Source organism: Citrobacter sedlakii NBRC 105722 (assembly GCF_000759835.1).
In the GTDB taxonomy this organism is placed as follows: domain Bacteria; phylum Pseudomonadota; class Gammaproteobacteria; order Enterobacterales; family Enterobacteriaceae; genus Citrobacter_A; species Citrobacter_A sedlakii.
Genome location: NZ_BBNB01000008.1, coordinates 105,740 through 130,609, shown reverse-complemented (window position 1 = coordinate 130,609; position 24,870 = coordinate 105,740). Strand labels below are relative to the sequence as shown.

At 56.7% G+C, this 24,870-nt stretch carries 25 protein-coding genes and 1 pseudogene; 9 read left to right on the top strand and 17 right to left on the bottom strand.

What is annotated here, in order from left to right:
* Positions 1 to 156: 156 nt before the first annotated feature.
* The 5 genes from nrdF to CSE01S_RS11795 all read right to left on the bottom strand — a co-directional run bounded on the left by nrdF (position 157) and on the right by CSE01S_RS11795 (position 4,561).
* The gene (gene nrdF, locus CSE01S_RS11815; protein WP_042288515.1) at positions 157 to 1,116 is read right to left on the bottom strand and encodes a class 1b ribonucleoside-diphosphate reductase subunit beta; all 960 of its coding nucleotides are present in this window, start codon (positions 1,114 to 1,116) and stop codon (positions 157 to 159) included.
* A 10-nt stretch (positions 1,117 to 1,126) separates the two neighbouring features.
* Entirely contained in the window at positions 1,127 to 3,271 is a 2,145-nt protein-coding gene (gene nrdE, locus CSE01S_RS11810) for a class 1b ribonucleoside-diphosphate reductase subunit alpha (RefSeq protein ID WP_042288513.1), read from the bottom strand.
* Positions 3,244 to 3,654 carry a class Ib ribonucleoside-diphosphate reductase assembly flavoprotein NrdI gene (nrdI, locus tag CSE01S_RS11805; RefSeq protein WP_042288511.1) on the bottom strand — a complete coding sequence of 137 codons (411 nt, stop codon included), beginning with the start codon at positions 3,652 to 3,654 and terminating at the stop codon, positions 3,244 to 3,246. The genes nrdE and nrdI overlap by 28 nt, the downstream gene beginning before the upstream one ends.
* Positions 3,651 to 3,896, bottom strand: a complete 246-nt coding sequence (gene nrdH, locus CSE01S_RS11800) for a glutaredoxin-like protein NrdH (RefSeq protein WP_042288508.1) — start codon at positions 3,894 to 3,896, stop codon at positions 3,651 to 3,653. The genes nrdI and nrdH overlap by 4 nt, the downstream gene beginning before the upstream one ends.
* Positions 3,897 to 4,234: 338 nt before the next feature.
* Positions 4,235 to 4,561, bottom strand: coding sequence for an ElaB/YgaM/YqjD family protein (locus tag CSE01S_RS11795; protein ID WP_042288505.1), 327 nt, complete (start codon positions 4,559 to 4,561; stop codon positions 4,235 to 4,237).
* 162 nt (positions 4,562 to 4,723) lie between these two features.
* Here CSE01S_RS11795 and CSE01S_RS11790 point away from each other — a divergent pair, with 162 nt between their 5' ends.
* Entirely contained in the window at positions 4,724 to 5,068 is a 345-nt protein-coding gene (locus CSE01S_RS11790) for a DUF2002 family protein (RefSeq protein WP_042288502.1), read from the top strand.
* A gap of 32 nt (positions 5,069 to 5,100) precedes the next feature.
* Here the strand turns inward: CSE01S_RS11790 and alaE are convergent, their stop codons facing one another.
* Positions 5,101 to 5,550 carry an L-alanine exporter AlaE gene (gene alaE / locus CSE01S_RS11785; RefSeq protein ID WP_042288498.1) on the bottom strand — a complete coding sequence of 150 codons (450 nt, stop codon included), beginning with the start codon at positions 5,548 to 5,550 and terminating at the stop codon, positions 5,101 to 5,103.
* 498 nt (positions 5,551 to 6,048) lie between these two features.
* Here alaE and stpA point away from each other — a divergent pair, with 498 nt between their 5' ends.
* Positions 6,049 to 6,450, top strand: coding sequence for a DNA-binding protein StpA (gene stpA, locus CSE01S_RS11780; RefSeq protein ID WP_042288495.1), 402 nt, complete (start codon positions 6,049 to 6,051; stop codon positions 6,448 to 6,450).
* A 35-nt stretch (positions 6,451 to 6,485) separates the two neighbouring features.
* Here the strand turns inward: stpA and CSE01S_RS11775 are convergent, their stop codons facing one another.
* Together CSE01S_RS11775 and CSE01S_RS11770 are read right to left on the bottom strand one after the other, a co-directional pair.
* Positions 6,486 to 7,022 carry a rhodanese family protein gene (locus CSE01S_RS11775; protein ID WP_042288493.1) on the bottom strand — a complete coding sequence of 179 codons (537 nt, stop codon included), beginning with the start codon at positions 7,020 to 7,022 and terminating at the stop codon, positions 6,486 to 6,488.
* 9 nt (positions 7,023 to 7,031) lie between these two features.
* Positions 7,032 to 7,331 carry an ArsR/SmtB family transcription factor gene (locus CSE01S_RS11770; protein WP_042288489.1) on the bottom strand — a complete coding sequence of 100 codons (300 nt, stop codon included), beginning with the start codon at positions 7,329 to 7,331 and terminating at the stop codon, positions 7,032 to 7,034.
* A gap of 181 nt (positions 7,332 to 7,512) precedes the next feature.
* Here CSE01S_RS11770 and CSE01S_RS11765 point away from each other — a divergent pair, with 181 nt between their 5' ends.
* Positions 7,513 to 7,671 (top strand): YqaE/Pmp3 family membrane protein, encoded by a 159-nt coding sequence (locus CSE01S_RS11765; RefSeq protein ID WP_042288486.1) that lies wholly within the window; start codon positions 7,513 to 7,515, stop codon positions 7,669 to 7,671.
* 131 nt (positions 7,672 to 7,802) lie between these two features.
* Positions 7,803 to 8,252, top strand: coding sequence for a peptidoglycan-binding protein LysM (gene lysM / locus CSE01S_RS11760; protein WP_042288484.1), 450 nt, complete (start codon positions 7,803 to 7,805; stop codon positions 8,250 to 8,252).
* 6 nt (positions 8,253 to 8,258) lie between these two features.
* On the opposite strand, the gene csiR is transcribed toward lysM, so the two are convergent.
* The 5 genes from csiR to glaH form a co-directional block, all read right to left on the bottom strand.
* Entirely contained in the window at positions 8,259 to 8,951 is a 693-nt protein-coding gene (gene csiR, locus CSE01S_RS11755) for a DNA-binding transcriptional regulator CsiR (protein ID WP_042288480.1), read from the bottom strand.
* Between the two features lie 45 nt (positions 8,952 to 8,996).
* On the bottom strand, positions 8,997 to 10,397 hold the full coding sequence (gene gabP, locus CSE01S_RS11750; protein WP_042288477.1) for a GABA permease: 1,401 nt from the start codon (positions 10,395 to 10,397) through the stop codon (positions 8,997 to 8,999).
* Positions 10,398 to 10,500: 103 nt separating this feature from the next.
* Complete coding sequence (gabD, locus tag CSE01S_RS11745) at positions 10,501 to 11,952, bottom strand: NADP-dependent succinate-semialdehyde dehydrogenase (protein ID WP_042288474.1); 1,452 nt, start codon at positions 11,950 to 11,952, stop codon at positions 10,501 to 10,503.
* Between the two features lie 24 nt (positions 11,953 to 11,976).
* Positions 11,977 to 13,245, bottom strand: a complete 1,269-nt coding sequence (lhgD, locus tag CSE01S_RS11740) for an L-2-hydroxyglutarate dehydrogenase (protein ID WP_042288470.1) — start codon at positions 13,243 to 13,245, stop codon at positions 11,977 to 11,979.
* A 17-nt stretch (positions 13,246 to 13,262) separates the two neighbouring features.
* Positions 13,263 to 14,240, bottom strand: a complete 978-nt coding sequence (gene glaH / locus CSE01S_RS11735) for a glutarate dioxygenase GlaH (protein ID WP_042288468.1) — start codon at positions 14,238 to 14,240, stop codon at positions 13,263 to 13,265.
* A gap of 279 nt (positions 14,241 to 14,519) precedes the next feature.
* On the opposite strand from glaH, the gene CSE01S_RS11730 reads away from it, so the two are divergent.
* Positions 14,520 to 16,007 carry an alpha/beta hydrolase gene (locus CSE01S_RS11730; protein WP_233422704.1) on the top strand — a complete coding sequence of 496 codons (1,488 nt, stop codon included), beginning with the start codon at positions 14,520 to 14,522 and terminating at the stop codon, positions 16,005 to 16,007.
* On the opposite strand, the gene CSE01S_RS11725 is transcribed toward CSE01S_RS11730, so the two are convergent.
* The 3 genes from CSE01S_RS11725 to CSE01S_RS11715 are packed head-to-tail and all read right to left on the bottom strand — an operon-like array spanning position 16,004 to position 18,952.
* Positions 16,004 to 17,518, bottom strand: a complete 1,515-nt coding sequence (locus CSE01S_RS11725; protein WP_042288462.1) for a tripartite tricarboxylate transporter permease — start codon at positions 17,516 to 17,518, stop codon at positions 16,004 to 16,006. The genes CSE01S_RS11730 and CSE01S_RS11725 overlap by 4 nt on opposite strands.
* 10 nt (positions 17,519 to 17,528) lie before the next feature.
* Positions 17,529 to 17,960 carry a tripartite tricarboxylate transporter TctB family protein gene (locus CSE01S_RS11720; protein WP_042288459.1) on the bottom strand — a complete coding sequence of 144 codons (432 nt, stop codon included), beginning with the start codon at positions 17,958 to 17,960 and terminating at the stop codon, positions 17,529 to 17,531.
* Between the two features lie 14 nt (positions 17,961 to 17,974).
* The gene (locus CSE01S_RS11715) at positions 17,975 to 18,952 is read right to left on the bottom strand and encodes a Bug family tripartite tricarboxylate transporter substrate binding protein (protein ID WP_042288456.1); all 978 of its coding nucleotides are present in this window, start codon (positions 18,950 to 18,952) and stop codon (positions 17,975 to 17,977) included.
* Positions 18,953 to 19,105: 153 nt separating this feature from the next.
* Here CSE01S_RS11715 and tctD point away from each other — a divergent pair, with 153 nt between their 5' ends.
* Positions 19,106 to 19,780 carry a transcriptional regulator TctD gene (gene tctD, locus CSE01S_RS11705; RefSeq protein ID WP_042288453.1) on the top strand — a complete coding sequence of 225 codons (675 nt, stop codon included), beginning with the start codon at positions 19,106 to 19,108 and terminating at the stop codon, positions 19,778 to 19,780.
* Positions 19,767 to 20,342, top strand: a complete 576-nt coding sequence (locus tag CSE01S_RS22320) for a sensor histidine kinase N-terminal domain-containing protein (protein WP_233422703.1) — start codon at positions 19,767 to 19,769, stop codon at positions 20,340 to 20,342. Before tctD ends, CSE01S_RS22320 begins: the two co-directional genes overlap by 14 nt.
* Here the strand turns inward: CSE01S_RS22320 and CSE01S_RS11700 are convergent.
* Positions 20,241 to 20,915, bottom strand: a pseudogene (locus CSE01S_RS11700) (MurR/RpiR family transcriptional regulator); the annotation flags it as partial. The gene CSE01S_RS22320 and the pseudogene CSE01S_RS11700 overlap by 102 nt on opposite strands.
* A 291-nt stretch (positions 20,916 to 21,206) precedes the next feature.
* Between CSE01S_RS11700 and CSE01S_RS11695 the strand changes: the two are divergent.
* Positions 21,207 to 22,712: a CoA-acylating methylmalonate-semialdehyde dehydrogenase gene (locus CSE01S_RS11695; protein ID WP_042288449.1), complete on the top strand. Its 1,506-nt coding sequence runs from the start codon at positions 21,207 to 21,209 to the stop codon at positions 22,710 to 22,712.
* Between the two features lie 11 nt (positions 22,713 to 22,723).
* Positions 22,724 to 24,649 (top strand): 3D-(3,5/4)-trihydroxycyclohexane-1,2-dione acylhydrolase (decyclizing), encoded by a 1,926-nt coding sequence (gene iolD, locus CSE01S_RS11690; RefSeq protein ID WP_042288446.1) that lies wholly within the window; start codon positions 22,724 to 22,726, stop codon positions 24,647 to 24,649.
* The last annotated feature ends 221 nt before the right edge of the window (positions 24,650 to 24,870 follow it).

The window sequence follows — 24,870 nt, the reverse complement described above, 5'->3', positions numbered from 1 at the left end:
ACGGACAGGCAAAATTCGCCTGGATGAGGAAGCATTCAGGCGAATAAGGCATCAGTGAATGAGTGTAGTTCACTCAACGATATTTGTGTGATAAAAACGCGATCCGTAAAAAATATTTACCCGAAAACTGTCGGGCTATTTTTAAGATAATTTGCGTTAAAAATTCCAGTCTTCATCTTCGGTTTCGACGGCTTTGCCCATGACGTAGGACGAGCCTGAACCGGAGAAAAAATCATGGTTTTCATCCGCGTTTGGCGACAGCGCCGCGAGAATCGCCGGGTTAACCTCCGCCATCTCTGCCGGAAACAGCGCGTCATAGCCGAGGTTCATCAGCGCCTTATTGGCGTTGTAGCAGAGAAACGCTTTCACGTCCTCCGCCCAGCCGGTGTCGGCATACAGTTCTTCGGTATAGCGGACTTCGTTGTCGTACAGATCCATCAGTAAATCCAGCGCGAAGTTCTTCAGTTCTTCACGCGTCGGTTCCGGCAGTTTCTCCAGCCCTTTCTGGTACTTATAGCCTATGTAATAGCCATGCACCGCCTCGTCGCGGATGATGAGGCGGATCAGATCGGCGGTGTTGGTCAGTTTGCCGCGGCTGGAGAAATACATTGGCAGCCAGAAGCCGGAATAGAACAGAAAAGACTCAAGAAAAACACTGGCAATCTTCTTTTTCAGCGGTTCGCCGTGGGCGTAATGCGCCAGAATAATCTGCGCTTTGCGCTGGAGCGGCGCGTTTTCTTCACTCCACGCGTAGGCGGCATCGACATCTTTCGTCTGACAGAGCGTCGAGAAGATTGAGCTGTAGGAGCGGGCATGCACGGCTTCCATAAAGCTGATGTTCGACAGCACCGCCTCCTCGTGTGGAGTGAGGGAATCGGCCATCAGCGACGGCGCGCCAGCGATATTCTGAATGGTGTCGAGCAGCGTCAGCCCGGTAAAGACGCGGATAGTGAGCTGTTGCTCCGCCGGGCTTAAACTTTGCCATGCCGGAATATCGTTCGACAGCGGCACCTTTTCCGGCAACCAGAAGTTGCTGGTCAGGCGATTCCACACCTCCAGATCTTTGTCATCCTGAATCTTGTTCCAGTTAATGGCGCTCACGCGTGTTAATGTCATTTCGCTCTCCTTACAGTGCGCACGAGACGCAGCCTTCAATTTCAGTGCCTTCCAGCGCCAGCTGGCGCAGCCGGATGTAATACAGCGACTTAATGCCTTTTCGCCAGGCGTAAATCTGCGCTTTGTTAATGTCGCGAGTGGTCGCAGTGTCCGGGAAAAACAGGGTCAGCGACAGCCCCTGATCCACATGGCGCGTCGCTTCGGCATAGGTGTCGATGATTTTTTCCGGGCCGATCTCATACGCATCCTGATACATCGCCAGGTTTTCATTGGTCATAAACGGGGCAGGGTAGTACACGCGCCCGGTCTTGCCCTCTTTGCGGATCTCCACTTTCGAGACAATCGGATGAATGCTGGAAGTCGCATGATTAATGTACGAAATCGAGCCGGTGGGCGGCACCGCTTGTAAATTCTGGTTGTAAATGCCGTAGCGCATCACGTCGTCGCACAATTGTTGCCACATTTCGCGCGTCGGCAGGGTAATGCCGCTGCGGGCGAACAGCGCGCGAACTTTTTCTGTTTTCGGCTGCCAGTTGCCCTGCAAATACTGGGTGAAATATTCACCGCTGGCGTAACGCGATTGTGAGAATCCGGCAAAGGTCTGACCGCGCTCTCGCGCCAGCAGCATCGAGGTGTTTAGCGCATGCCAGGTGATGGTGTAGAAGTAAAGATTGGTGAAATCCAGCCCTTCCGGTGAGCCGTAGGCAATGCCTTCGCGCGCCAGATACCCGTGCAGGTTCATTTGCCCAAGCCCGATCGCATGTGACGCGGCGTTGCCCGCCTCTATCGACGGCACGCTACGGATGTGGCTCATATCGGATACCGCTGTCAGGCCGCGGATAGCCGTTTCCACGGTGCGCCCGAAGTCTGGCGAATCCATAGTATGAGCGATATTCAGTGAGCCAAGATTGCAGGAAATGTCGTGGCCGACCTGCGCGTAGTCGAGATTTTCATCATAGGTGGAAGCGCTGTTAACCTGCAAAATTTCCGAGCACAGGTTGCTCATATTAATACGGCCAGCAATGGGGTTCGCGCGGTTTACCGTATCCTCAAACATGATGTACGGATAGCCGGATTCGAACTGAATTTCCGCAAGCGTCTGGAAGAAGTCGCGGGCGTTAATGTATGTTTTGCGCACCCGCGCGTCGGCGACCAGCTCATCGTAAAGCTCGCTAACTGCGATATCGCCGAACGGTTTGCCGTAGATGCGCTCCACGTCATAAGGAGAAAACAGCGCCATTTGCGCGTTCTCTTTTGCCAGCCGAAAGGTCACGTCCGGGATCACCACCCCGAGTGAGAGCGTTTTGATGCGAATTTTTTCATCGGCGTTTTCGCGTTTGGTATCAAGAAAGCGCAGGATATCCGGGTGATGCGCATGCAAATATACTGCCCCCGCCCCCTGACGCGCGCCGAGCTGGTTGGCATAAGAAAACGCGTCTTCCAGCATCTTCATGACCGGGATCACCCCGGAGGACTGATTCTCAATGCGCTTAATCGGCGCGCCCGCTTCCCGCAGGTTGGAGAGCAGAAACGCCACGCCGCCGCCGCGTTTTGATAGCTGGAGCGCGGCGTTCACCGCCCGGCCAATCGATTCCATATTGTCTTCGATGCGCAACAGGAAGCAGGAAACCAGTTCGCCACGCTGCTGTTTTCCGCAGTTTAAAAAGGTCGGCGTGGCGGGCTGAAAGCGCCCCGAGAGCATTTCGTCGGTTAGCCGCGTGGCCAGCGTTTCATCCCCCTGAGCGAGCGTCAACGCCACCATCACCACCCGGTCTTCAAAGTCTTCCAGATAGCGTTTGCCATCGAAGGTTTTCAGCGTATAGCTGGTGTAAAACTTCCACGCCCCGAGAAAGGTTTGAAAGCGAAAACCGCTGGCGTGGGCGTGGGCAAACAAATCCAGCACGAACCGGCGATCGTAGCGGCTCAACACGCCGCTATCGTAATAGCCTTCGTTAACGAGCGTGTCGAGTCGTTCCTGCTGGCTGCTGAACGTCACGGCGTTAGGGCGAACGTGGGCGGCGAAAAAAGCATCCACCGCCTCGCTGTCTTTTTCGAACTGAATACGGCCTGCTTTATCGTACAGATTGAGCATCGCGTTCAGCGCGTGGTAGTCCCGTTTTTCCTGCATTACGCGTTCTGCGGTTGTCGTTGCCAAAATTCGCTTACTCCTTTTCGGACGTTCTCAATGTCGGCTGGCGTACCCATTAGCTCAAAGCGATAAAGCCAGGGAACGGCGCATTTTTGGGCGATCACGTCGCCTGCGCGACCGTAGGCTTCACCAAAGTTGCGGTTGCCCGAGGCAATGACGCCGCGAATGAGCGCCCGGTTGTGTTCATCGTTTAAAAAGCGGATCACCTGCCGGGGGACCGCCCCCGCCGTACCGCCGCCCCCGTAGGAGGGCACTACCAGAATGTACGGCTCGTCTACCCGGATACGCTCGCGTTCATTCAGCGGAATGCGAATGGCGGGCAGCCCCAGACGCAGGATAAAACGGTGCGTATTTTCGGAGCTGCTGGAGAAGTAGACGAGCGGGTTCATGCGCTGGCCACGCGCGGTTCCGGATGCAGGCGGTTGATCATGTCCGGGCGGAATCCCGACCAACTGATGTCTCCTGCAATGACGACTGGCAGTTGGCGAAAGCCCTGCGCGCGTAGCGTATCCGCAGCGTCGGGTTCCAGGTCGACATTTACCATCTCAAAGTCAAAGCCCCGGCTTTCCATCGCCCGTTTCGTGGCGTGGCATTGAACACAGTCATTGCGAGTGTAAATAGTAATGCGCATGATTCGTATTTCCATTTAGAATGAAAAGAACGGCGCGATGTGACGCGTCGGTTGAGTGTGAGTTGATAAAGGGAATACTAGATGTAGTTGAAATAAGTTTCAACCATACAAGATATGGGAAATTCCGATTGATGGTGGTCCTGATGATGAGCTCAGCGGGAATGGGCTGCTATGGGCGCAAGTGAGTGGAATGGCGGTATCCAGTGGGTCATTGACGTTTAAGGCGCCCGGTCGCTGGCGTCGATGTTAAAGGGGCAAAAGGGGAGGAGGGCGGTAGAGCAACGGGGGGAAATCTTATCCGGCCCACTGTGCAGGCAGGCCGGACAAGCGTCACGCGGTTAGCGACGCAGGCTTAACAGCGCGCCAACAAAGATCCCAATGGCCGCCGCCGTTCCGACGCTGCACCACGGTTTCTCACGTACAAAGGTATCGGCGCAGCCAACGGCGTCACGTGCCGCTTGCGAAACGCGGGTACGACCCTGCATCCGCGCGCGGGTCTCTTTCAGCAGCGCCTGCGCTTTACGCCGCGCGGCTTCCGCTTCGTCCTTCGCATCGCTACCCCATGACTTCAGCACGGCTTCCAGGCTATCCGCTAACTGGTTGACGTCATTATGAATATCCTGCACGCCTTCATCTACATCGTTGCGGTTCGGTCTGTTAAACATATGATCCTCCAGTGATTTCGATGTCGCTTTTCAGTTTAGTTCATATTTTTAACTTCTGAGACGCATCACGGCGTTATCGCGTGTTTATGGACTTTTCTGAAAGCGTTGCTAATGCTGAATCAGGTAAGGTAAGCCCGCAGTAAAAGATAACGAGGAAAATATATGTATTTACGACCTGACGAGGTGGCGCGCGTACTTGAAAAAGTGGGGTTTACCGTCGATGTGGTGACACAGAAAGCGTACGGTTATCGACGTGGCGAAAATTATGTTTATGTGAATCGTGAAGCGCGCATGGGACGCACGGCGCTGGTGATTCATCCTACCCTGAAAGAGCGCAGTTCATCGCTGGCGGAACCTGCGTCGGAAATAAAAACCTGCGATCATTACCAGCATTTTCCGCTTTATTTAGCCGGCGAGACCCATGAACATTACGGTATTCCGCACGGCTTTAGTTCGCGTATTGCGCTTGAGCGATATTTAAATGGGCTGTTTGGCGAGGCTAAATAATTGAGCGACTGGCAAGGCCAGTCGCTCACGCTTCAGGCTTTGATCTGTTGGTAACGGCTAACCCGAAACAGCCGGCGGCAGTAATCGAGAAAATAGCCATACACCGCCCCCATCATCATCGATACCACGATATTCGAACTCACCGCTGCCGTAATCTGGTGCCAGTCTGCACCCACTGTCAGCAGGATCGCTACGTATACCGGCGACTGAAAGGTTACATACGCCAGCACATCCGCCAGATTTTTCATCCAGCCCGCGGTGCTTAAACGGCGCGCGCCTTTCATAAACAGATCGCGATACATACCGTACGGCCAGGCGATCAGAATATTAACCGGAATAGCGACCAGTCGCGATGACAGAGACTGTTCAAAGGTCATCCCGGAAAGAAAGATCTCAATCAACATGTTCACAACAGAACAATAAACAACCATCGCAAACGTGTCAGCGACGGCATGACGTAAGCGTGACTGCGGTGAGAACATGCTAATGCTCCTGTCAAAAGAGGATAAAATCGATAGCAAACAAGCTTTGCGTAGTGGTTTTGGGCGGTGTTTTCGCTTGATGATAGATTATATGGCTGCCTTGTAACTATCAACTAGAGAAATCTTTTTATTTTGTGGCTTTTTGTCGATAAAATACTCTGCGGCGGCGCGTTTAGCGCGTTGCGTGGAGTTTTCGTTGTTCATAGAGTGGAAATCATTAAAAATCAGTGGGTTATTATAAAATGCCTGACGGCAAAGTTTGTTATAAGCGAAAATTTGACAAAGGTAGCGCCTGAGTTTATTCCGCTAGCGCATACGGCGCGCTAAAAATTAGCCTGAATATAATTCAGAAAGCATTAAAGAATAGGGTGATGGGCACGCCAGAGAATAAGAACGGAATAATACCCGTGGTATTATTACCTCTGGAAAATGATTTTATGATCGAATACACTACCCGGCGTAATACATATGTTTTAGCGTTATAAGGTTTTAATTATTATGAATGTGATGTTACATAACTTAAATAATATTCGCACATTACGTGCAATGGCCCGCGAATTCTCCATTGACGTCCTTGAAGAAATGCTCGAGAAATTCAGGGTGGTCACTAAAGAAAGACGCGAAGAAGAAGAACAGTTACAGCGTGAACGTCAGGAACAGCAGGAGAAAATTAAGACGTGGCTGGAACTGCTGAAAGCCGAGGGAATTAACCCGGAGGAGTTATTTGCCGGTGAAAAAGCGAACGTGCGCGTGACCAAAAAACGTCAACCGCGCCCGGCGAAATATCGCTTTACCGATGTAAATGGCGAAAGCAAAACCTGGACCGGCCAGGGGCGTACGCCGAAACCGATCGCCAAAGCGCTGGCGGAAGGAAAATCCCTCGACGATTTCCTGATCTAATCACAACGGCGGTGAGACAATGCTCACCGCTTATTTCACTCAGGCGCGTGCGCGCGACGATTCCACGGCATTTTATCAAGCAGGCGCGCCATGCCGCAAAAGCCGGTTAATCCGGCAAAGACTAATCCCGCGCCGACAAAGCCGCTCAGCAGAAAAAAGCCGCTGCTCAGGGTATAGCCCAGCACCACGCCTGCCAGTGTCAGCCCGCCTGCGGCGATCTGCACCTGACGCATCAAAGGCAACGGCTGCGATTTATCTTCCACTGTCGGTAATCCGGCGTTTTTCCAGCCCTCGATCCCCCCCTCAAGCAGCCAGGCTTCTGCCGGCGCGGCGACAGCTTCCAGCCTTGCCGCGTTGTTTTGCGTGCGCTTGCCCGACTGGCAGTGAAAGATAATCTGCTCGCTTCGCAGCTGCGCCGGTAAACCGTGTTGCTCCAGCGTGGGCAACGGGGCGAGCGCCGCCTGCGGTATGTGTTCACGCAGATACTCGTCGGCGTCGCGAACGTCAATCAGTTTTGCGCCTGTGGCGATACGCGCCTGCGCTTCACGCGCGGTAAGTGTCCCGATAGCCATGTTCACTCCTTATGGACAATAAAGGTTTTTTAGTGTGGCAATGAGCGCATTCACCGCCGTGTTCTTAATGGAATAGAGAATACGCTGGGCGTTGCGCTGACTGTCGATAAGCCCTTCATCGCGCATTCGCGCCAGATGCTGAGAGGTGGCTGACGCGCTAAGCCCTGTGATGCGCGCCAGCTCGCCCGCGCTGGTGCCAGGTGAACCGCAGAGCATGCACAGGATCAGCAAACGTTTAGGGTTGCTCATTGCTTTAAGCAGGGCCGCCGCCTGTTCAGCGCTGGCCTGAAGCTGTTCAAGATCGTTCATGGTTAATTTAGTTTTTGCTAAGTTAAGTAGATTCTAAAGTAATGGTAAAAAGAGCGCCAGTGTAAAGAGCGTAAAAGAGGGTAAAAGCGAAAGGCGAAACTGGCGGGTTGGCGTAAAATTACTATGCTTAGAGATAAAATCTCTTTTTAAACAAAGATTAATTTGCATGTATGGAGTGTGTATGGGTTTCTGGAGAATTGTATTTACCATTATTTTACCGCCGCTTGGCGTTCTGTTAGGTAAGGGGTTTGGCTGGGCCTTTATTCTGAATATTGTGCTGACCCTGCTGGGCTATATCCCGGGTCTGATCCACGCCTTCTGGGTGCAAACCCGTAGCTAAGGTCTTTCTTAACCTGTTACCCGCCCGGGGCATTCTGCCAGCCGGGCTTCGTTTCTTAATGGCTTTCGGAATTTTAAGCGAAACTTTCTGCTACACTTCGGGTGTATTTATTGCAAACAATCGAGGTGAATATGGGACTTTTCAACTTTGTAAAAGACGCTGGCGAGAAACTTTGGGATGCCGTAACCGGTAATCACGATAAAGACGATTTAGCGAAAAAAGTACAGGATCACCTGAACAAAACCGGTATTCCGGATGCCGATAAAGTGAATGTGCAAATTGCCGACGGTAAAGCGACGGTAACCGGCGACGGCCTGAGTCAGGAAGCGAAAGAAAAAATCCTGATTGCGGTCGGGAATATTTCCGGTATTGGTAGCGTAGAAGATCAGGTGAAAACCGCCGCGCCCGCTGCGGAAAGTCAGTTCTATACGGTGAAATCCGGCGACACCTTAAGCGCTATTTCTAAACAGGTATATGGTAACGCTAATCTGTATAATAAAATCTTCGAAGCGAATAAGCCGATGCTGAGCAGTCCGGATAAAATTTATCCCGGACAGGTTCTGCGTATTCCGGAAGAATAAAAGCAGTCACGGCTTTTCCATTCGCAGCTTGCCGGACATGGCTTGCTGAATAACGGGAATAGGCGTCAGCATATGCTGGCGCATTAATTCACTGGCGCGCCCGGCATCGCGCGCCAGAATCGCCTCTGTCAACGCCTGATGTTGCTCGTGTTTATCCTCAAGCATCTCTACCGACAGTACCGTGGTGCGCAGCCAGATAAAGCGATACCGTGCTGCCAGATCGAACAGCCGCTCGCGCATTTGCAACAGATAGCGCGAACCGCATCCGGCAACAATGGCGGTATGGAACGCCTGATGACGTAAATCCCACTCGTCAAGCAGTTGTTCGCTGGCGTGGCTGGCTTCCAGTTTGCTCAGCATATGCGCCCGCGCCAGGATCTCTGCTTCCCATTCATCATCGCCACGCGCAATGGCCAGCCCGACCAGCATCGCCTCCATATTGGCGCGGGCGTCGAAGATATCGAGCAGTTCCTGCTCGGACATCGACGCGACCCGATAGCCTTTCTGATTTACCACTGTAACCAGTCGCTCAGCCACCAGTTGAGACAGCGCCTCTCTGAGCGGGCCGACGCCCAGCGCATAACGTGACGTGAGTAAGCTCATGCGCAGCTTTTCATCCGGCTGGTACACACCGCGAATAATGTCATTCTTGAGCCAGCGGTATCCATCAATGGCCGTCGGATGCGAAATGGCGGTCATGGTCTTACTCCTGAACAGAACGCCCGGTCTGCGCAGGGATCAGCGTTACCGGGTAGGGTGCATGGGTGACTTATGCCACAATACCAGCTTTTTCCAGCGCGACATAATCGGTACGGTACAAACGATACCGATACCTAACAGACAGGTGGAAATCACCTCCAGCTGCTGCGCGGGCCGAAACAACATCACCACAAGCACAAAGCAGATAAAACCGATCACCAGCCAGGTGAGCCACGGATACAGCCACATTTTAAGGGTGAGTTCGCCGCCTTCCGCCAGCAGGATTTTACGCATCCGCAGTTGCGACACGGCGATCACCAGATAAACCAGCAGGGCGATGGCGCCGGAACTGTCGATCAGAAATTTAAACACTTTCGCGGGCGCGTAATAATTCACAACCACCGTCAGAAACGCTGCGCCGGTCGACAGCAGCACCGCCACGTAAGGCGTTTTGCTGCGGTTGGTTTTCCCCATTATCGCCGGTGCATCGCCGCGGCGGCTCAGGGAATAGAGCATACGGGAAGCGGTATACAGCGCGGAGTTCAGACAGCTGGTCACCGACAGCAGGATCACTGCGTCCATAATCAGTTTGGCGTGCGGAATATTCAGTAACTCCAGCACCGAGCGATACGATCCCGTCTCCTTCAGCCCTGGCGTATTCCACGGGATCAGCGCCACGACCACAAAGATAGAGCAGAGATAAAAGAGTGAGATCCGCCAGATCACCGAGTTAGTGGCGCGAACGATGTGCTTATCCGGCGTGTCCGATTCGGCGGCGGCAATGGTCACGATTTCCGCCCCCATAAAGGAAAACATGGTGATCAGCATTGCGCTCAGCACCGCGCCAAAACCGTTGGGCATAAAGCCGCCGTGATCCCACAGGCGCGAAATGCCGCCAACCTCGGCCCAGGGATAAAAGCCGCTTATCGCCGCCGCGCCCAGCGCGATAAAGGCCAGAATGGCAATCACTTTGCACAGCGCCAGCCAGAACTCAAACTCACCGTAGTTTTTGACGCTCAGCAAATTACTGCCGGTTAATGCCAGCGTGATGACCAGCGAGAACAGCCAGATGGGGATCCCCGGTATCCACGAATGAAGAATGATCGCCGCAATATTGGCTTCAAGCGGAATAACCAGCACCCAGAACCACCAGTACAGCCAGCCGATGGTGTAGCCTGCCCAACGTCCGATGGCCTTGTCGGCATAGGTGGAAAAGGACCCCGTGTCCGGCGTGGCGACGGCCATTTCCGCCAGCATTCGCATTATCATCACCACCAGCAGTCCGGCAAACAGATAGGCCAGTAGCACCGCAGGACCGGCCTGGGCGATGGCGACGCTGGAGCCGACAAACAGACTGGCGCCAATAACCCCGGCGATAGACAGCATGGTGACGTGGCGTGATTTCAGCCCGCCCCCTAAATCATGTGATTGCGACAGTTGCCCCATACTTTTACCCCGTTATTGTTATGTTGCCCGCTTGCCGGATGGCGTGTTGCTGATACAGACTGGGCATCCGGCTTTCAACGATGCCCGTTCCGGACAAAAAAGATCATGACAGACCGATGCACATATATTTGATTTCTAAGTAATCTTCGATGCCATATTTCGATCCTTCACGGCCAAGACCGGAAGCTTTGATCCCGCCAAACGGCGCGACTTCGTTGGAGATAATGCCGGTGTTAATTCCCACAATGCCGTACTCCAGCGCTTCACCGACGCGAAAAACGCGGCTTAAATCGCGAGCGTAGAAGTAAGCGGCAAGGCCAAATTCGGTGTCATTCGCCTGGCGGATGACGTCGGCTTCGTCGCGAAAGCGGAACAGCGGCGCCAGCGGACCGAACGTCTCTTCTTTAGCGACCTTCGCGCTGGCCGGTACGTCTACCAGAATCGTGGGCTGGAAGAAATTGCCTCCCAGCGCGTGCGCCTCGCCGCCGGTGAGCACCCGCGCCCCTTTCGCCAGCGCGTCGGCAATGTGCTCCTGGACTTTACGGACCGCTTTGTCGTCAATCAGCGGCCCGGTGGTCACCTCCGGATCCAGGCCGTCACCGAGGCGCAAGGTTTGCACCGCCTGATGCAATTTTTCTGCAAAGCGTTCATATACCCCCTCCTGCACGTACAGACGGTTGGCGCAGACACAGGTTTGTCCGGCGTTACGAAACTTCGACGCCAGCGCGCCTTCGACGGCTTTATCGAGATCGGCATCGTCAAAAACGATAAACGGCGCATTGCCGCCCAACTCCAGCGACACTTTCTTAATGTCTCTGGCGCACTGCTGCATGAGCTGTCGACCAATTTCCGTCGAGCCGGTAAACGACAGTTTGCGCACCAGTGGATTGCCGGTGAGTTCGTTGCCTACCGCGCTTGCCGACCCGGTCACCACGCTGAACACGCCCGCTGGAATCCCCGCCCGGTTCGCCAGTTCGGCCAGCGCCAGCGCGGAAAAGGGGGTCTGGCTGGCGGGCTTCAGCACCATCGTGCAGCCTGCCGCCAGCGCCGGACCGGCTTTTCGGGTGATCATTGCCGAAGGAAAATTCCACGGGGTGATCGCGGCCGTCACGCCAATCGGCTGCTTGATGACAATCAGACGTTTGTCGGCCTGATGTCCCGGAATCGTGTCGCCGTAGATCCGCTTGCCCTCTTCGGCAAACCATTCAATAAACGATGCCGCATAGCTGATTTCCCCTTTGGCCTCCGCCAGCGGTTTTCCCTGTTCCAGGGTCATCAGACGGGCGAGATCGTCCTGGTGCTCCAGCATCAAATTGAACCAGCGACGTAAAAATGTCGCCCGCTCTTTGGCGGTGAGCGCGCGCCAGGCGGGCAGGGCACGGTTTGCGGCGTCAATGGCTTCGCGGGTTTCCGCTGCGCCCATCTTTGGCACGCTACCCAGCGTCTGGCCGTTTGCGGGATTGACAACGCTAATCACTTCGCCGCTGCTGGCGTCGCGCCAGCGACCGTCGATAAACGCCTGCTGGCGGAACAAACCAGAATCATTAAGTTGCATAGGGGCTTCCTGTCGTAAAAAGGGTTAACGGGTAAAGGCGGCGTGTAAGGTGTCCACGCTGCGCGCCGCACGCAGTGTGCGCCCGGGGTTGCTTTGGCTGGCCAGCAGGGTTTGCACTTTGCTGACGATGTGCGCGCCGATAGGCATGGCCGACGTCGCTGCCGGCGAAGGCGCGTTGCAGGTGTGAACAGAACGCGGTGTGGTCACAAACAGAAAATCGTCGATCAGCTTGCCGTCCGGCGATACCGCCTGCGCCCTGACGCCCGCAGGCCACGGGTGCAGATCGGCGAGGGTCAGGCTCGGACAATATTTCTGCACCAGCCGCAAATAGCCGCTTTTGCACAGCGAATTTTTCATTTCGCCAAGCCCGGAACGAAGGTTTTTTTGCAGCACGCGGCGAACGCCGGCGGAGCCGAAGATCTCCAGCGTATCGGCCAGCGAAAAGTCGCGCTTGCGATAGCCTTCACGCTTAAAGGCCAGCACCGCGTTTGGCCCAACGGTGACGCTGCCGTCGATCATGCGGGTAAGATGAACGCCCAGAAACGGCATCGCCGGATCGGGGATCGGGTAGATGAGATGATTGACGATCTGATTATGCTCTGGCGCCAGGCGAAAATATTCGCCACGGAACGGGCAAATGATAAAACCCGGATCGACGCCCAGCATTTTCACCAGCCGATCAGCCATCAGCCCCGCGCAGCTTATCAGCGTGGCGGCGTGATACTCTTTACCCTGCCGCGTTCGCACCACCACCCCTGCCGCATGCTCGTTCAGGGCGCTGACCTCCGCGTGATAGATCACCTCGCCGCCTCTGGCCTGGAAAATTTTCGCCATTGCCGCCGCGACGTCGCGATAGCTGACGATCCCGCTCGACGGCACGAAAATGCCGCCCAGACCGGTGATGTTGGGTTCACGCTCGCGAAGCGCATCGGCGTTCAGCCATTCGCGTTCCAGACCGTTGGCGGCGGTGCGCTCCCACAGCGCGCGCATCCGTTCCATTTCCCGTTCCGAGGTCGCGACCAGCATTTTTCCGCAAGTGTTGTAACGGATGCCATTTTGATCGCAAAAGGCTTTGGTGGCGCGGTTTCCGGCAAAGCAAAACTGCGCCTTCAGACTGCCAGGCGTGTAGTAAACGCCAGCATGGATCACGCCACTGTTATGGCCCGTTTGGTGGCTGGCCGGGCCGGACTCTTTTTCCAGCAGCGCAATGCGGGCGTCGGGGTAGACGTCAATCAACTGCATGGCGGTCGACATGCCGATAATGCCGCCGCCGATAATCACAAAATCATACATCCGCTCTTCCTTCCCACTTAGTGATGCGTCTGGTAACGGTGGGCGGAATACGCGAAATAGCCGCGCTGGCGCATTAACTCACGGCGCAGATCCGGGTGCGGGGTAAAACGATCGCGCCCGTGTAGCCAGAACAGGTTATTGATCAGCAGGAACTTGCCTACCGGAACCGGGACGGAAAGAATATTTTTGCTGGTTTCCAGCGCATCAGAAAGGTCGCTCAGCCAGACGCCTTCCTCAAAATCTTTCGGCTGGACGAACTGGTCAATGTAGCGCATCACCGGGCGACCCTGCGGGTCCACGTCAAACACCGGATGGAACACGTCCTGGCTGACGTTTTTGCTCGGCGGCGCGGCAAAGCGCATTGGGCGACGCGCCAGCGGATGGCGGAAGTATTCTTCCAGATGCTCCCAGTCGTCGAGATGCAGCAGCAGCGAGTTGCCGCCGGTCATATTCTGCTCGTCGATTTTCATCATCAGCACAAAATCGGTGATCTCCTCAACGTAAGTCCCGTCGTTGTGCAGCTCCATCACCCGGTGCGGCTGGCGCAGATAGCTGTCAGAGTTGTCCACGTTTTTGACCACAAAGCGCGCATAGTACTGGCCGCTCATCGCATCGAAATTCGAGCGCCCGATGAGATGCGCCACTGCCGTCGCCAGCTTGACCATGTCGTCGGCCTGACTAACGTTATCGATCCCTTCAGCATTGATCAGTAACGCCCCTTCGGCGCGATCCAGCAATGTTTTCAGCAGCAGCGGTTGCAACTGATTGCCGCACAGATCGTCGAGGATCTTCGCGACCTTAAAGCGCAGGAAGGATTTATACTCCAGCGCCTGCACCGGCCACTGCGCTACCTGCGTGAGGAACGCGTTTGTGGTCGGGGCGGAAAAAGTCAGCTCCAGCAGTCGCGAAGACTGGGCTGAAGGCGTCAGGGTGAACCCGCTATAGCGTTGATCGGTGTCTTCAGGGGTCGGTTTTACGGCGGTCAGTGCGTTCATCGGAAACATTCCTCTCTGTGAGTCGTCGGGGAGTCAGGGTGATGCTCATTTCGTAGCCATAAATTAAAAATATCTACATTTTTAATAAACGCGCACAAAATAATCGCTAATGTGTATTTTTTGTGATCTAAAGCTACAAATATTTAACATTGCGGGTTTCTGATTGACGCCGACGACAGGACAGAGTGTGGAAGAAAAGATTGAGGAATCCGTGAGTTAGCCTAAACTAACGCCGTTTATCGCGCGTCAGGTACGCAGCACAACGGGATTAACGTCATGATTAAACACGGCTTTCGTCGGCTGAAATGGGTAAGCGCCGGACTGATCGCGCTGATTAAGCACGTCTCCCTGACGTTGCTGGCGGTACTGATTCTCTTTCTCAGCGTGCGGGTTTATCAGACCGAACGCGGTCCCGACCTTCAGCTCTGGCATACCTGGCATGGCGAGGAAATGTCCGCGAAGACGCTGGAGAGCGCCACCTTCGCGCAATATCAGGCGCACGAGGCGCGCTTATTCGACGCGCTGAAAGTCGAGATCAGCGACAAGCTCGGCGCCGAACAGCGAACGCCGATCAACCGCTACTGGGCCGGAAGCCAGGTTTATCCTCAGCAGTTTACGCCGAACGGAAATCGTTCATTCGTCCTGCTGCCGCAGGGGGCGCCGCGTGGCGCGGTGGTCATGTTGCATGGTTTAACCGACTCGCCGTACAGCCTGAAGCACGTGGCGCAGCGCTACCGGCAGTGGGGGTATATCGTCGTCGTACCGCGTTTGCCCGGACACGGCACCGCCCCCGGAGCGCTGACTGACGTGGCATGGCAGGACTGGCTGGCAGCGACGCGGCTGGCGATACGGGAAGCGACGCGGCTTGGGGGGCGTGACCTGCCGTTGCATCTGGTGGGTTACTCCAACGGCGGTGCGCTGGCAATGAAATACACGCTCGACAGCCTGGAGGACGCGTCTTTGCGTCGTCCCAGCCAGATAGTGCTGCTGTCGCCGATGATTGGCGTCACCGCTTTCGCCCGTTTTGCCGGACTGGCCGGTCTTCCGGCATGGTTTCCGGCGTTTGCCAAAGCGGCGTGGCTCAACGTGACGCCTGAATATAATCCTTTCAAATACAATTCGTTTCCGGTTAATGCCGCGCGCCAGTCGTATCTGCTGACCCGCGCGCTGCAAACGCAGCTCGTCGACGACGCGAAGCGCCGCCGCTTAACGGCGTTGCCGCCGGTGCTGACCTTTCAGTCAGTGATGGACTCCACCGTCAGCACCCACGCGGTAGTGGACTCGCTGTATCGTTATCTTCCGGCAAACGGCAGCGAACTGGTGCTGTTCGATATCAACCAGGCTGCCAGTCTTCGCCCGCTGTTGCGAACGTCTTCTTACACCGCTGCCGCCACGCTGTTGCCGCCAGCGCCGCGCGCTTACCGCGCCACGGTCATCGCTAACGCCGCGGCAGACACGCTGGCGGTTGTGGCGCGCGACACGGCAGCCGGGAATCAGGAAGAAAAGATTCAGCCTTTGCATGAAGTCTGGCCGCAGGAGATGTATTCCCTGTCGCACGTAGCGGTGCCATTTCCCGTGACCGACTCCCTGTATGGCCTGAAACCGGAGCAGATAAACCGCTATGGGCTGAGTATGGGGACGATTGCGTTGCGTGGTGAGACTGGCACACTGCTGGTGGGAGCAGACAAACTGATACGCGTCACCTCGAATCCGTTCTTCGGTTATCTTGAAGAACGGATCGAGACAGTTGCCGCGCCGCAGGATTAGCCAACTTCAATCTGCGGCTTTGCCTGACGTTTACGGATGATGCGTAACACGGGAGGGACGATAATCACTGCCACCGCCATCACCAGCAGGGTTTTGGTCACGCCGCTTTCCCACAGAATAGCCATATTGCCGTTGCTGATGGACAGCGCGCGGCGCAGGTTCTGTTCGAGCATTTCGCCGAGGACGAAGCCTAAGATCAGCGGTGACATCGGGAAATGCATCTTGCGCAAAATATAGCCCAGCACCCCAAGCGCCACCATCAGCACCAGATCGAAGGTGGTGCTGTGGACCGCGTACACGCCAACCGCTGAAACAGCGGCGATCGCCGGGACCAGAAACCACAGCGGAATGGTCAGCATGCGAGTAAACAGGCCGATCAGCGGGATATTCATGACCAGCAGCATCACGTTGGCGATCAGTAGCGCGGCGATCAGCCCCCAGACGATGTCCGGTTGTTCAGTAAACATCGCCGGGCCGGGTGTGATGTTGTACAACGTTAGCGCGCCCATCATCACCGCGGTAGTGCCGGAACCGGGAACCCCCAGCGTTAACATCGGGATAAACGAGCCACAGGCCGACGCGTTGTTTGCCGCTTCCGGCGCCGCCACCCCGCGAATATCGCCTTTGCCGAAGCTGTCGCTGTTGCCGCTGATTTTCTTCTCGGTCATGTAGGTGATGGCGCTGGCAATCGTCGCGCCCGCGCCGGGCAGCACGCCGACAAAGAAACCTATCACCGACGAGCGCAGCGTCGTGCCGGCACACTGAACGCCTTCTTTCAGATTAAACATCATCCGTCCGGTTTTACGGACCAGCGTTTGCCCGCTGCTGGTGTGCTCCAGCATCAACAGGATTTCAGACACAGAGAACAGGCCGATCACCACGACAATAAACTGAACGCCGTCGGAAAGGTGAACGCTGTCAAAGGTAAAGCGATACACCCCGGTATTAGCGTCCACGCCGACGGTAGCAAGACCCAGTCCGATCAACGCGGCGAGAAACGATTTCAGCGGGTTTTGCGCCATCATGCTGCCGAGGCAGGCGATGGCAAACACCATCAGCGCGAAATATTCCGCCGGACCAAACGCCAGCGACCATTGCGCCAACAGCGGCGCGAACAGGATGATCCCGCCGATGGCGATCAACGAGCCAAAGAATGAGCTGACCGCGGAAATCGACAGCGCGACGCCGCCGCGCCCCTGTTGCGCCATCGGGTAACCGTCAAGGGCGGTCATGATCGCCGCCGCATCGCCGGGTACGTTGAGTAAAATCGACGAGATGCGCCCGCCATATTCACAGCCGATGTACACGGTCGCCAGCAGGATCAGCGCCGACTCGGCGGGCAGGTGCAGGGCAAAAGCCAGCGGCAGCAAAATCGCCACGCCGTTGATTGGCCCAAGTCCGGGCAGCAATCCGACAATGGTGCCGACAAAGCAGCCAATCAGCGCGATCAGCAGATTTTCCGGGGTCATCGCCACCGCGAAACCCTGAGAAAGATATATCCAGGTATCCATCGTTTCTCCGTTAACTCAGCCAGGCGCCGAGCGGTAAGGTGACGTCGAGCAGGCGGTCGAAGGCGTACCAGAGGGCCACACCGAGGATCACGCCGGAGATCCCCGCTGCAGGTAACGTGGCGCCGAACAGCAGGCCAATGACCAGCGTCAGGATCGCGGTGGCGACGGGAAAGCCCAGCCATTCAAAGCCCCAGGCGTACATCAACAGGATGATGACCATCGTCAACAGCTTTTGCAGCACGTGACGGCGTGGCCAGTCCACCACATCCGGATGGCGCAGCAGTAGCGCCAGCGCGCACAGCGCCATCAGGCCAATGATCCCCAGAGGAAACGGGCGTGGACCGACCGGCTCGTAGCTGTATTCACTCTGGATCTGCCAGGCGATAAACAGCCCGGCGATACAGAGCAGCAGCCAGATCCCGGCGAAAATACGATCGCTCATGGAGGCCTCCGCGTTTATTTAGCCAGGCCGAAGGCTTTGGCCTGATCCCGGTAACCGGTAACTTGTTTTTTGACATACTCGTCAAGGGCTTTGCCGGTCAAGTTGAATTCAAACAGGCCGCGCAGATCGCGCTGCTTTTTAAATTCTTCGGTCTGCTGCAGCTTTTCGAACGTCTGCACCCACCACTGGTATTCGGCGTCGCTCACTTTCGGGCCAACATAGAAACCGCGAATGATCGGCCAGACCAGATCGTAGCCCTGCTCTTTGGCGGTCGGGACGTTAGCCAACTGCCCCGGCAGGCGATTTTCTGAGAACACCGCGAGCACGCGAATTTTGTCGCCGTTCAGGTATGGCACCATTTCGCTGAGATCGCCGGAGACAACCTGCACGTGGTTGCCCATCAGCGCGGTCACCGGCTCGCCGCCGCCCTCAAAGGCGACATAGCGCATCTTGTGCGGATCGACCTTCGCCTGTTGCGCCAGCAGCGCCGACTTCATCCAGTCCTGGCTGCCGATAGACGCGCCTGCGCCAATTACCACGCTGTTGGGATCTTTTTCCATGGCGGTGAGCAGATCCTTCAGCGACGTCCACGGCGAGTCGGCGCGTACGGCGATCATGCCGTAGTCGGTGCCCACACTCGCCAGCCAGCGCACATCATCCACGCCGTAGCGGCCAAATTTCCCCTGTGACAGGTTTAACAGCGAGCCGCCGGAGAAGGCGACCACTGTCCCGGGCTCGGCCGGACGCTGCGCCACGATGGCGTTATAGGCCACCGCGCCGACGCCGCCGGGCATATAAGTGACGCGCATCGGTTTTTCGATAGCGCCGGTTTCCATCATGCTTACCTGGATCAGTTTGCAGGTAAGATCAAAGCCGCCGCCGGGCTTCGCCGGGGCGATACATTCGGTACGTGACGGCGCGTCCTGCGCCAGTACAGAGGTGCTCATCAGTAAAACGCTTGCAGTAAGAGTACGAAGTAATTGTTTTTTCATTGTTTATCCTCACGCCGGATGCCCGGATAGTAGGGTTCGGAACAACATTTTTTTGATTATGTGAACCTGCATGTAGCAGTTCGGTTGCGTGATTGTTAAAACATTAACCTTTCATTTCCCTTTCAATGCGGCAGAAACTTTACAGGATGTGATATGCGTCTCTTATTGGCGGAAGATAACCGTGAGCTGGCTCACTGGCTGGAAAAAGCGCTGGTGCAGAACGGGTTCGCCGTGGACTGCGTGTTCGACGGACTGGCTGCCGACCATCTGTTGCACCGCGAAAGCTATGCGCTGGCGGTGCTGGACATCAATATGCCCGGTATTGACGGGCTGGAAGTGGTGCAGCGTCTGCGCAAACGTGGGCAGACGCTGCCCGTCCTGTTGTTAACAGCACGCAGCGCGGTGGCGGATCGGGTAAAGGGGCTGAACGTCGGCGCAGATGACTACCTGCCCAAGCCGTTTGAGCTGGAGGAGCTTGACGCGCGGCTGCGCGCCCTGCTGCGGCGCAGTGCGGGCCAGGTGCAGGAGCTCCAGCAACTGGGCGATCTGGCGTTTCACGACGAGGGGTATTTTTTGCTTCAGCAGCAGCCGCTGGCGCTCACCCCGCGAGAGCTGGCGCTACTGACGGTGCTGATGTACCGGCGAACGCGCCCGGTGTCGCGTCAGCAGTTGTTTGAACAGGTATTCAGTCTGAACGATGAAGTCAGCCCGGAAAGCATCGAACTGTATATTCATCGCCTGCGCAAAAAACTACACGGCAGCAACGTGCGAATCACAACCCTGCGCGGGTTGGGCTACGTGCTGGAGTGCGGCGATGAGGTGGGTTAAACCGCAGTCGCTGTACCTGCAACTGCTGCTGTTTCTGGGGCTACCGTTGCTCCTGCTGTGGGGACTGTCGGCATTTAACAGCTATGTCAGCGCGCTACAGGCCGCGACCCAGGCCTATGATCGCACGCTGCTTTCTTCTGCACGCACGGTGGCGGAACGGCTGGAAGTGCGTAACGGCAGGCTGGAGGTCAACGTTCCGTGGGTGGTGCTGGACAGCTTTGAGCTCAACATGAACGATCGGTTGTATTACAAAGTGGTGGATCCGGCGGGGCGGGTGATCTCCGGCTATGACGATATGCCCGTGATGCCGCCTGCGACCTCGCGAACCCGGCTTTATCCGGCGCTGGCGTGGTTTTATCACACCCAATATCGCGGGCAGGCGATACGCGTCAACCTGCGCCTCCTTCACCACAAAGCAGAGTTCACTGAACGTGGCCAGTGGACTTATCTGACTGTCGGTGATGACAATCTGACGCGCGCCGGCCTTCGCCGCGGTTTCGCTCACCATCACCGTCTCTTCCGCATAGGGCGAGAAACTGACGGAAACCACGATATCGCGTGAGCTAATACGGTTGATCTGTTCGCGCAGCATCCCACCCATCCCGTCGAGCAGTATGGGACGGCAGGCCAGATGGCTCAGGGCGTAGGTGAGATAAGCGGCAACGCTGAACGAGCGACGTAAGCCGGCGACATAGATAGTGTCGGCTTCCGCCAGCAGTTGCACCGCTTGTTCCAGCATTGCCGGTTCGGCACGGGCGGCAAGCTGCTGTAGCGCCTGCGCATTTGAGCGGGCGAATTCCTGCAAAATATCCAGCGGCGTTTCCGGCACCGCTTCGCTTTCCATTTCACGAAACAGGCGGGCGCGGTCGCTGTAGCTGGCGGTCTCTTCAACCAGATTCATGCGAAACAGTTGTTTCATTTCATTGAAACCGGTGAAGTCAAAGGCGTTGGCGAAGCGGATGAGCGTGGAGGGCGGCACCCCGGCGCGCTCGGCAATGACAGCGACCGTATCAAAGGCCACGCTATTAGTGTTATCCAGCACATAGCGGGACACCTGCTGCAACCTTTTGCTCAGGCTGTCGTAGCGATCGCGGATTTGCTGTTGCAGTTCGTTCAGGTTGGTTGCGGTACTCATTGATCCCCCTGGGTTAGTTTTCTGATTCTAAACGTAAAGCCGCTTCTTTTAAATGTCGGACGTCCGATTCGCGGCAAAAATGAAACAGAAGATTCACGCTTTTCCCTCTCTGAAATCCCCGAAAGATCGGCTTATCCTGCGTATTGCGGCTGTTAACATAAAAATCCATCCTTGATCACAATAATCACTATTTGTTTTATTTCAACTTAAAATGGAATATTTATTTCATATATAGTGATTTCATAGAGAGCGTTCAGGTAACAATCACGAACCCACAGCGAGAGGTTAAGGATGGAGACGGTAGCGAATTTTATTCACGGCGAATGTGTCACCGGTTCAGGCCAGCGCGTTCAGGCGATCTTCAACCCGGCCATCGGCGAGCAGATCCGCCAGGTGGTGATGAGTACGGCGAAGGAGGCTGAGCAGGCGGTTGCCGCCGCGCAGCAGGCCTTTCCCGCGTGGGCACGTCAGGCTCCGCTTAAGCGTGCGCGGGTGATGTTCCGTTTCAAGGCGCTGCTCGAAGAGCACATGGAAACGCTGGCCCGCATCATCAGCGAAGAGCACGGCAAGGTCTTCTCCGACGCGGTGGGCGAGCTGACTCGCGGCCTGGAAGTGGTGGAATTCGCCTGCGGCATCCCGCACCTGCAAAAGGGTGAGCATTCCGCCAACGTGGGGACCGGCGTCGACAGCCATTCGCTGATGCAACCGCTCGGGGTCTGCGTCGGCATCACGCCGTTTAACTTCCCGGCGATGGTGCCGATGTGGATGTTCCCGATTGCGCTGGCGACCGGCAACACCTTTGTGCTGAAACCGTCGGAAAAAGATCCCTCCCTGGCGCTCGCGCTGGCGCAACTGCTGAAAGAGGCCGGCCTGCCGGACGGCGTGTTTAACGTGGTACAGGGGGATAAGGAGTCCGTTGACGTGCTCCTGACCGACCCGCGCGTGCAGGCAGTGAGCTTTGTCGGCTCCACGCCGATTGCGGAATACATTTACCAGACCGCCTCCGCCCACGGCAAACGCTGTCAGGCGCTGGGCGGTGCGAAAAATCACTGTATTTTAATGCCGGATGCCGACATGGAGATGGCGGCCAACGCCATTATGGGGGCGGCCTACGGCGCGGCGGGCGAGCGCTGCATGGCGCTCTCGGTGGTGCTGGCGGTGGGCGATAAAACCGCTGATGACCTTTGCGCCCGGCTGGAAAAACAGATTGCCGCACTGCGCGTTGGGCCGGGTCTGGACCAGACGCCGGAAAACGAAATGGGGCCGCTCATCTCCGCCGCCCACCGCAGCAAGGTGCTGGGCTACATCGACAGCGGGGAAGCGCAAGGGGCGAGACTGTGCGTGGACGGTCGCGGCTTTAGCGTGCAGGGCCACGAGCAGGGCTACTTCGTCGGGCCGACGCTGTTCGATAACGTCACCCCGGAGATGACCATCTATAAAGAAGAAATTTTCGGTCCGGTGCTTTCTGTGGTGCGCGTAGCAGATTACGCCAGCGCGGTGGACCTGATTAACCGCCATGAATATGGTAATGGCTCGGCCATTTTCACCCGCGACGGCGGCTGCGCGCGCCGCTTCTGCGAAGAGGTGCTGGCGGGCATGGTGGGCGTCAACGTGCCGATCCCGGTGCCGATGGCGTTCCACAGCTTCGGCGGCTGGAAGCGCTCGATTTTTGGCGCGCTCAACGTCCACGGCAATGACGGCGTGCGTTTCTACACCCGCATGAAAACCATTACCGCGCGCTGGCCGGAAATGCAGCAGGACAGCGGCGCGGCGTTCTCCATGCCGACGCTGGGCTGACAGGAGGTGTTATGCAAACCGAACGTATGACCATGGCCCAGGCGCTGGTCCGGTTCCTTAATCAACAGTACGTCAGCGTTGACGGCAACGAAACGCCCTTCGTGGAGGGCGTGGCGACCATTTTTGGTCATGGCAACGTGCTGGGTATCGGCCAGGCGCTGGAGCAGGATCCGGGCCATCTGCAGGTGATGCAGGGCTGCAACGAGCAGGGCATCGCCCATATGGCGACGGGATTCGCCAAACAGCATCGCCGTCAGCGCATTTTCGCCGTCACCTCCTCCGTCGGGCCGGGCGCCGCCAATATGGTGACCGCTGCAGCTACTGCCACCGCGAACCGCATCCCGCTGCTGCTGCTGCCGGGAGATATCTACGCCAGCCGCCAGCCGGACCCGGTCTTGCAACAAATTGAGCAGTATCACGATCTCAGCATCAGCACCAACGACTGCTTCCGTCCTGTCTCCCGCTACTGGGACCGCATCAACCGCCCCGAGCAGCTGATGAGCGCCATGCTCAATGCGATGCGAGCACTCACTGACCCCGCAAATACGGGGACGGTGACCATTTGCCTGCCGCAGGACGTGCAGGGCGAAGCCTGGGATTACCCGCTGAGCTTCTTCGCGCGCCGCGTACATCACATTGAACGTCGACCGCCCGACTCCCAGCGGCTTGAACACGCGCGGGCACTGATTGCCCGTAAGCGTCGCCCGCTGGTGGTATGCGGCGGTGGGGTACGTTATTCCGGCGCGCATGAGGCGTTGCGCGAATTTGTCGAGACGCTGCATCTGCCGTTTGCCGAAACCCAGGCCGGAAAGGGGGCGCTGGTCAGTGACCACTCGCTTAATCTGGGCGGGGTCGGCGTCACCGGCGGGCTGGCGGCCAACAAGCTTGCGCCGCAGGCGGACCTGGTAATTGGCGTCGGCACACGCCTCACGGACTTTACCACCGGCTCCAAGGCACTGTTTGCCCATCCGGACGTCGAGTTTCTGCTGCTGAACGTGGCCGAATTTGACGCCCTGAAGCTCGACGCCACCGCGTTGATTGCCGATGCCCGGACAGGGCTGCAGGCCTTGACTCATGCGCTGAAGGATTACCGCAGCGGCTGGGGAGAGGAGATTGCTCAGGCGAAAGCTGACTGGCGCAACGAGTGCCGCCGCCTGTGGGATCGCCAGTGGCACCCGGATGAGGCGCCGGAAGTGGCGGGACACCTGGACGCGCAGCTGGCGGAATACGGCGAGGCGCTCAACACCCGGCTGACCCAGACGCGGGTGCTGGGGCTGATTAATCAGCATGTTGAAGACAACGCCATCGTGGTGGGGGCAGCCGGATCGCTGCCGGGAGATTTGCAGCGTCTCTGGCAGGTTAAAACGCCCGACACCTATCATCTGGAGTACGGCTACTCCTGCATGGGCTACGAGATAGCGGCCGCGATTGGCGCGAAGATTGCGAGACCCGAACAGCCGGTATACGCCATGGTGGGGGATGGCTCCTACATGATGCTGCACTCCGAGCTGCAAACCGCGGTGCAGGAGGGGATTAAGGTCACCGTTCTGCTGTTTGATAACGCCAGCTTCGGCTGCATTAACAACCTGCAAATGGGGCACGGTATGGGAAGCTTTGGCACCGAAAATCGCCGACGCAACCCGGAAACCGGGCAACTTGACGGACCGCTGGTGAAGGTCGATTTCGCGCAAAACGCGGAAAGTTACGGCTGCCGCGCGTGGCGGGTACACGATGAACCAGGCCTGCTGGCGGCGCTGGCGGCGTCCCGCGCCCATCCTGGCCCGACGCTGCTGGATATTAAGGTGCTGCCGAAGACCATGACCCACGATTACGCCTCGTGGTGGCGAACCGGCGATGCGCAGGTGGCAGACTCGCCCGCAGTGTGCGAAGCCGCCGCGTTGACGCAAGCGCAGGTAAAAAAAGCGCGTCAGTATTAGTTTTCCCGCCGTAACGAAATTTTCATTTCATTTTCTCTTCCTGTGTTTTCCGCGCCCTCCCCATCCGGGAGAGGGCGATGTTCTTTCCGTATATCGCCGCTCATGTTGTGAGATTGATAACAAAAATTATCTCGTTCATCTCAAAACTGTTAACTCGCACTCAAAAACATAATTTTCACTATTTATAAAAATGAAATAAATGTTTTATTTAAAGGGTCGTT

Bases quoted from the DNA above. Each gene is read 5' to 3' on its own strand.
- nrdF (WP_042288515.1), bottom strand. From the start codon at position 1,116: ATGACATTAACACGCGTGAGCGCCATTAACTGGAACAAGATTCAGGAT.
- nrdI (WP_042288511.1), bottom strand. From the start codon at position 3,654: ATGAACCCGCTCGTCTACTTCTCCAGCAGCTCCGAAAATACGCACCGT.
- nrdH (WP_042288508.1), bottom strand. From the start codon at position 3,896: ATGCGCATTACTATTTACACTCGCAATGACTGTGTTCAATGCCACGCC.
- CSE01S_RS11795 (WP_042288505.1), bottom strand. From the start codon at position 4,561: ATGTTTAACAGACCGAACCGCAACGATGTAGATGAAGGCGTGCAGGAT.
- CSE01S_RS11790 (WP_042288502.1), top strand. From the start codon at position 4,724: ATGTATTTACGACCTGACGAGGTGGCGCGCGTACTTGAAAAAGTGGGG.
- alaE (WP_042288498.1), bottom strand. From the start codon at position 5,550: ATGTTCTCACCGCAGTCACGCTTACGTCATGCCGTCGCTGACACGTTT.
- stpA (WP_042288495.1), top strand. From the start codon at position 6,049: ATGAATGTGATGTTACATAACTTAAATAATATTCGCACATTACGTGCA.
- CSE01S_RS11775 (WP_042288493.1), bottom strand. From the start codon at position 7,022: ATGGCTATCGGGACACTTACCGCGCGTGAAGCGCAGGCGCGTATCGCC.
- CSE01S_RS11770 (WP_042288489.1), bottom strand. From the start codon at position 7,331: ATGAACGATCTTGAACAGCTTCAGGCCAGCGCTGAACAGGCGGCGGCC.
- CSE01S_RS11765 (WP_042288486.1), top strand. From the start codon at position 7,513: ATGGGTTTCTGGAGAATTGTATTTACCATTATTTTACCGCCGCTTGGC.
- lysM (WP_042288484.1), top strand. From the start codon at position 7,803: ATGGGACTTTTCAACTTTGTAAAAGACGCTGGCGAGAAACTTTGGGAT.
- csiR (WP_042288480.1), bottom strand. From the start codon at position 8,951: ATGACCGCCATTTCGCATCCGACGGCCATTGATGGATACCGCTGGCTC.
- gabP (WP_042288477.1), bottom strand. From the start codon at position 10,397: ATGGGGCAACTGTCGCAATCACATGATTTAGGGGGCGGGCTGAAATCA.
- gabD (WP_042288474.1), bottom strand. From the start codon at position 11,952: ATGCAACTTAATGATTCTGGTTTGTTCCGCCAGCAGGCGTTTATCGAC.
- lhgD (WP_042288470.1), bottom strand. From the start codon at position 13,245: ATGTATGATTTTGTGATTATCGGCGGCGGCATTATCGGCATGTCGACC.
- glaH (WP_042288468.1), bottom strand. From the start codon at position 14,240: ATGAACGCACTGACCGCCGTAAAACCGACCCCTGAAGACACCGATCAA.
- CSE01S_RS11725 (WP_042288462.1), bottom strand. From the start codon at position 17,518: ATGGATACCTGGATATATCTTTCTCAGGGTTTCGCGGTGGCGATGACC.
- CSE01S_RS11720 (WP_042288459.1), bottom strand. From the start codon at position 17,960: ATGAGCGATCGTATTTTCGCCGGGATCTGGCTGCTGCTCTGTATCGCC.
- CSE01S_RS11715 (WP_042288456.1), bottom strand. From the start codon at position 18,952: ATGAAAAAACAATTACTTCGTACTCTTACTGCAAGCGTTTTACTGATG.
- tctD (WP_042288453.1), top strand. From the start codon at position 19,106: ATGCGTCTCTTATTGGCGGAAGATAACCGTGAGCTGGCTCACTGGCTG.
- CSE01S_RS22320 (WP_233422703.1), top strand. From the start codon at position 19,767: ATGAGGTGGGTTAAACCGCAGTCGCTGTACCTGCAACTGCTGCTGTTT.
- CSE01S_RS11695 (WP_042288449.1), top strand. From the start codon at position 21,207: ATGGAGACGGTAGCGAATTTTATTCACGGCGAATGTGTCACCGGTTCA.
- iolD (WP_042288446.1), top strand. From the start codon at position 22,724: ATGCAAACCGAACGTATGACCATGGCCCAGGCGCTGGTCCGGTTCCTT.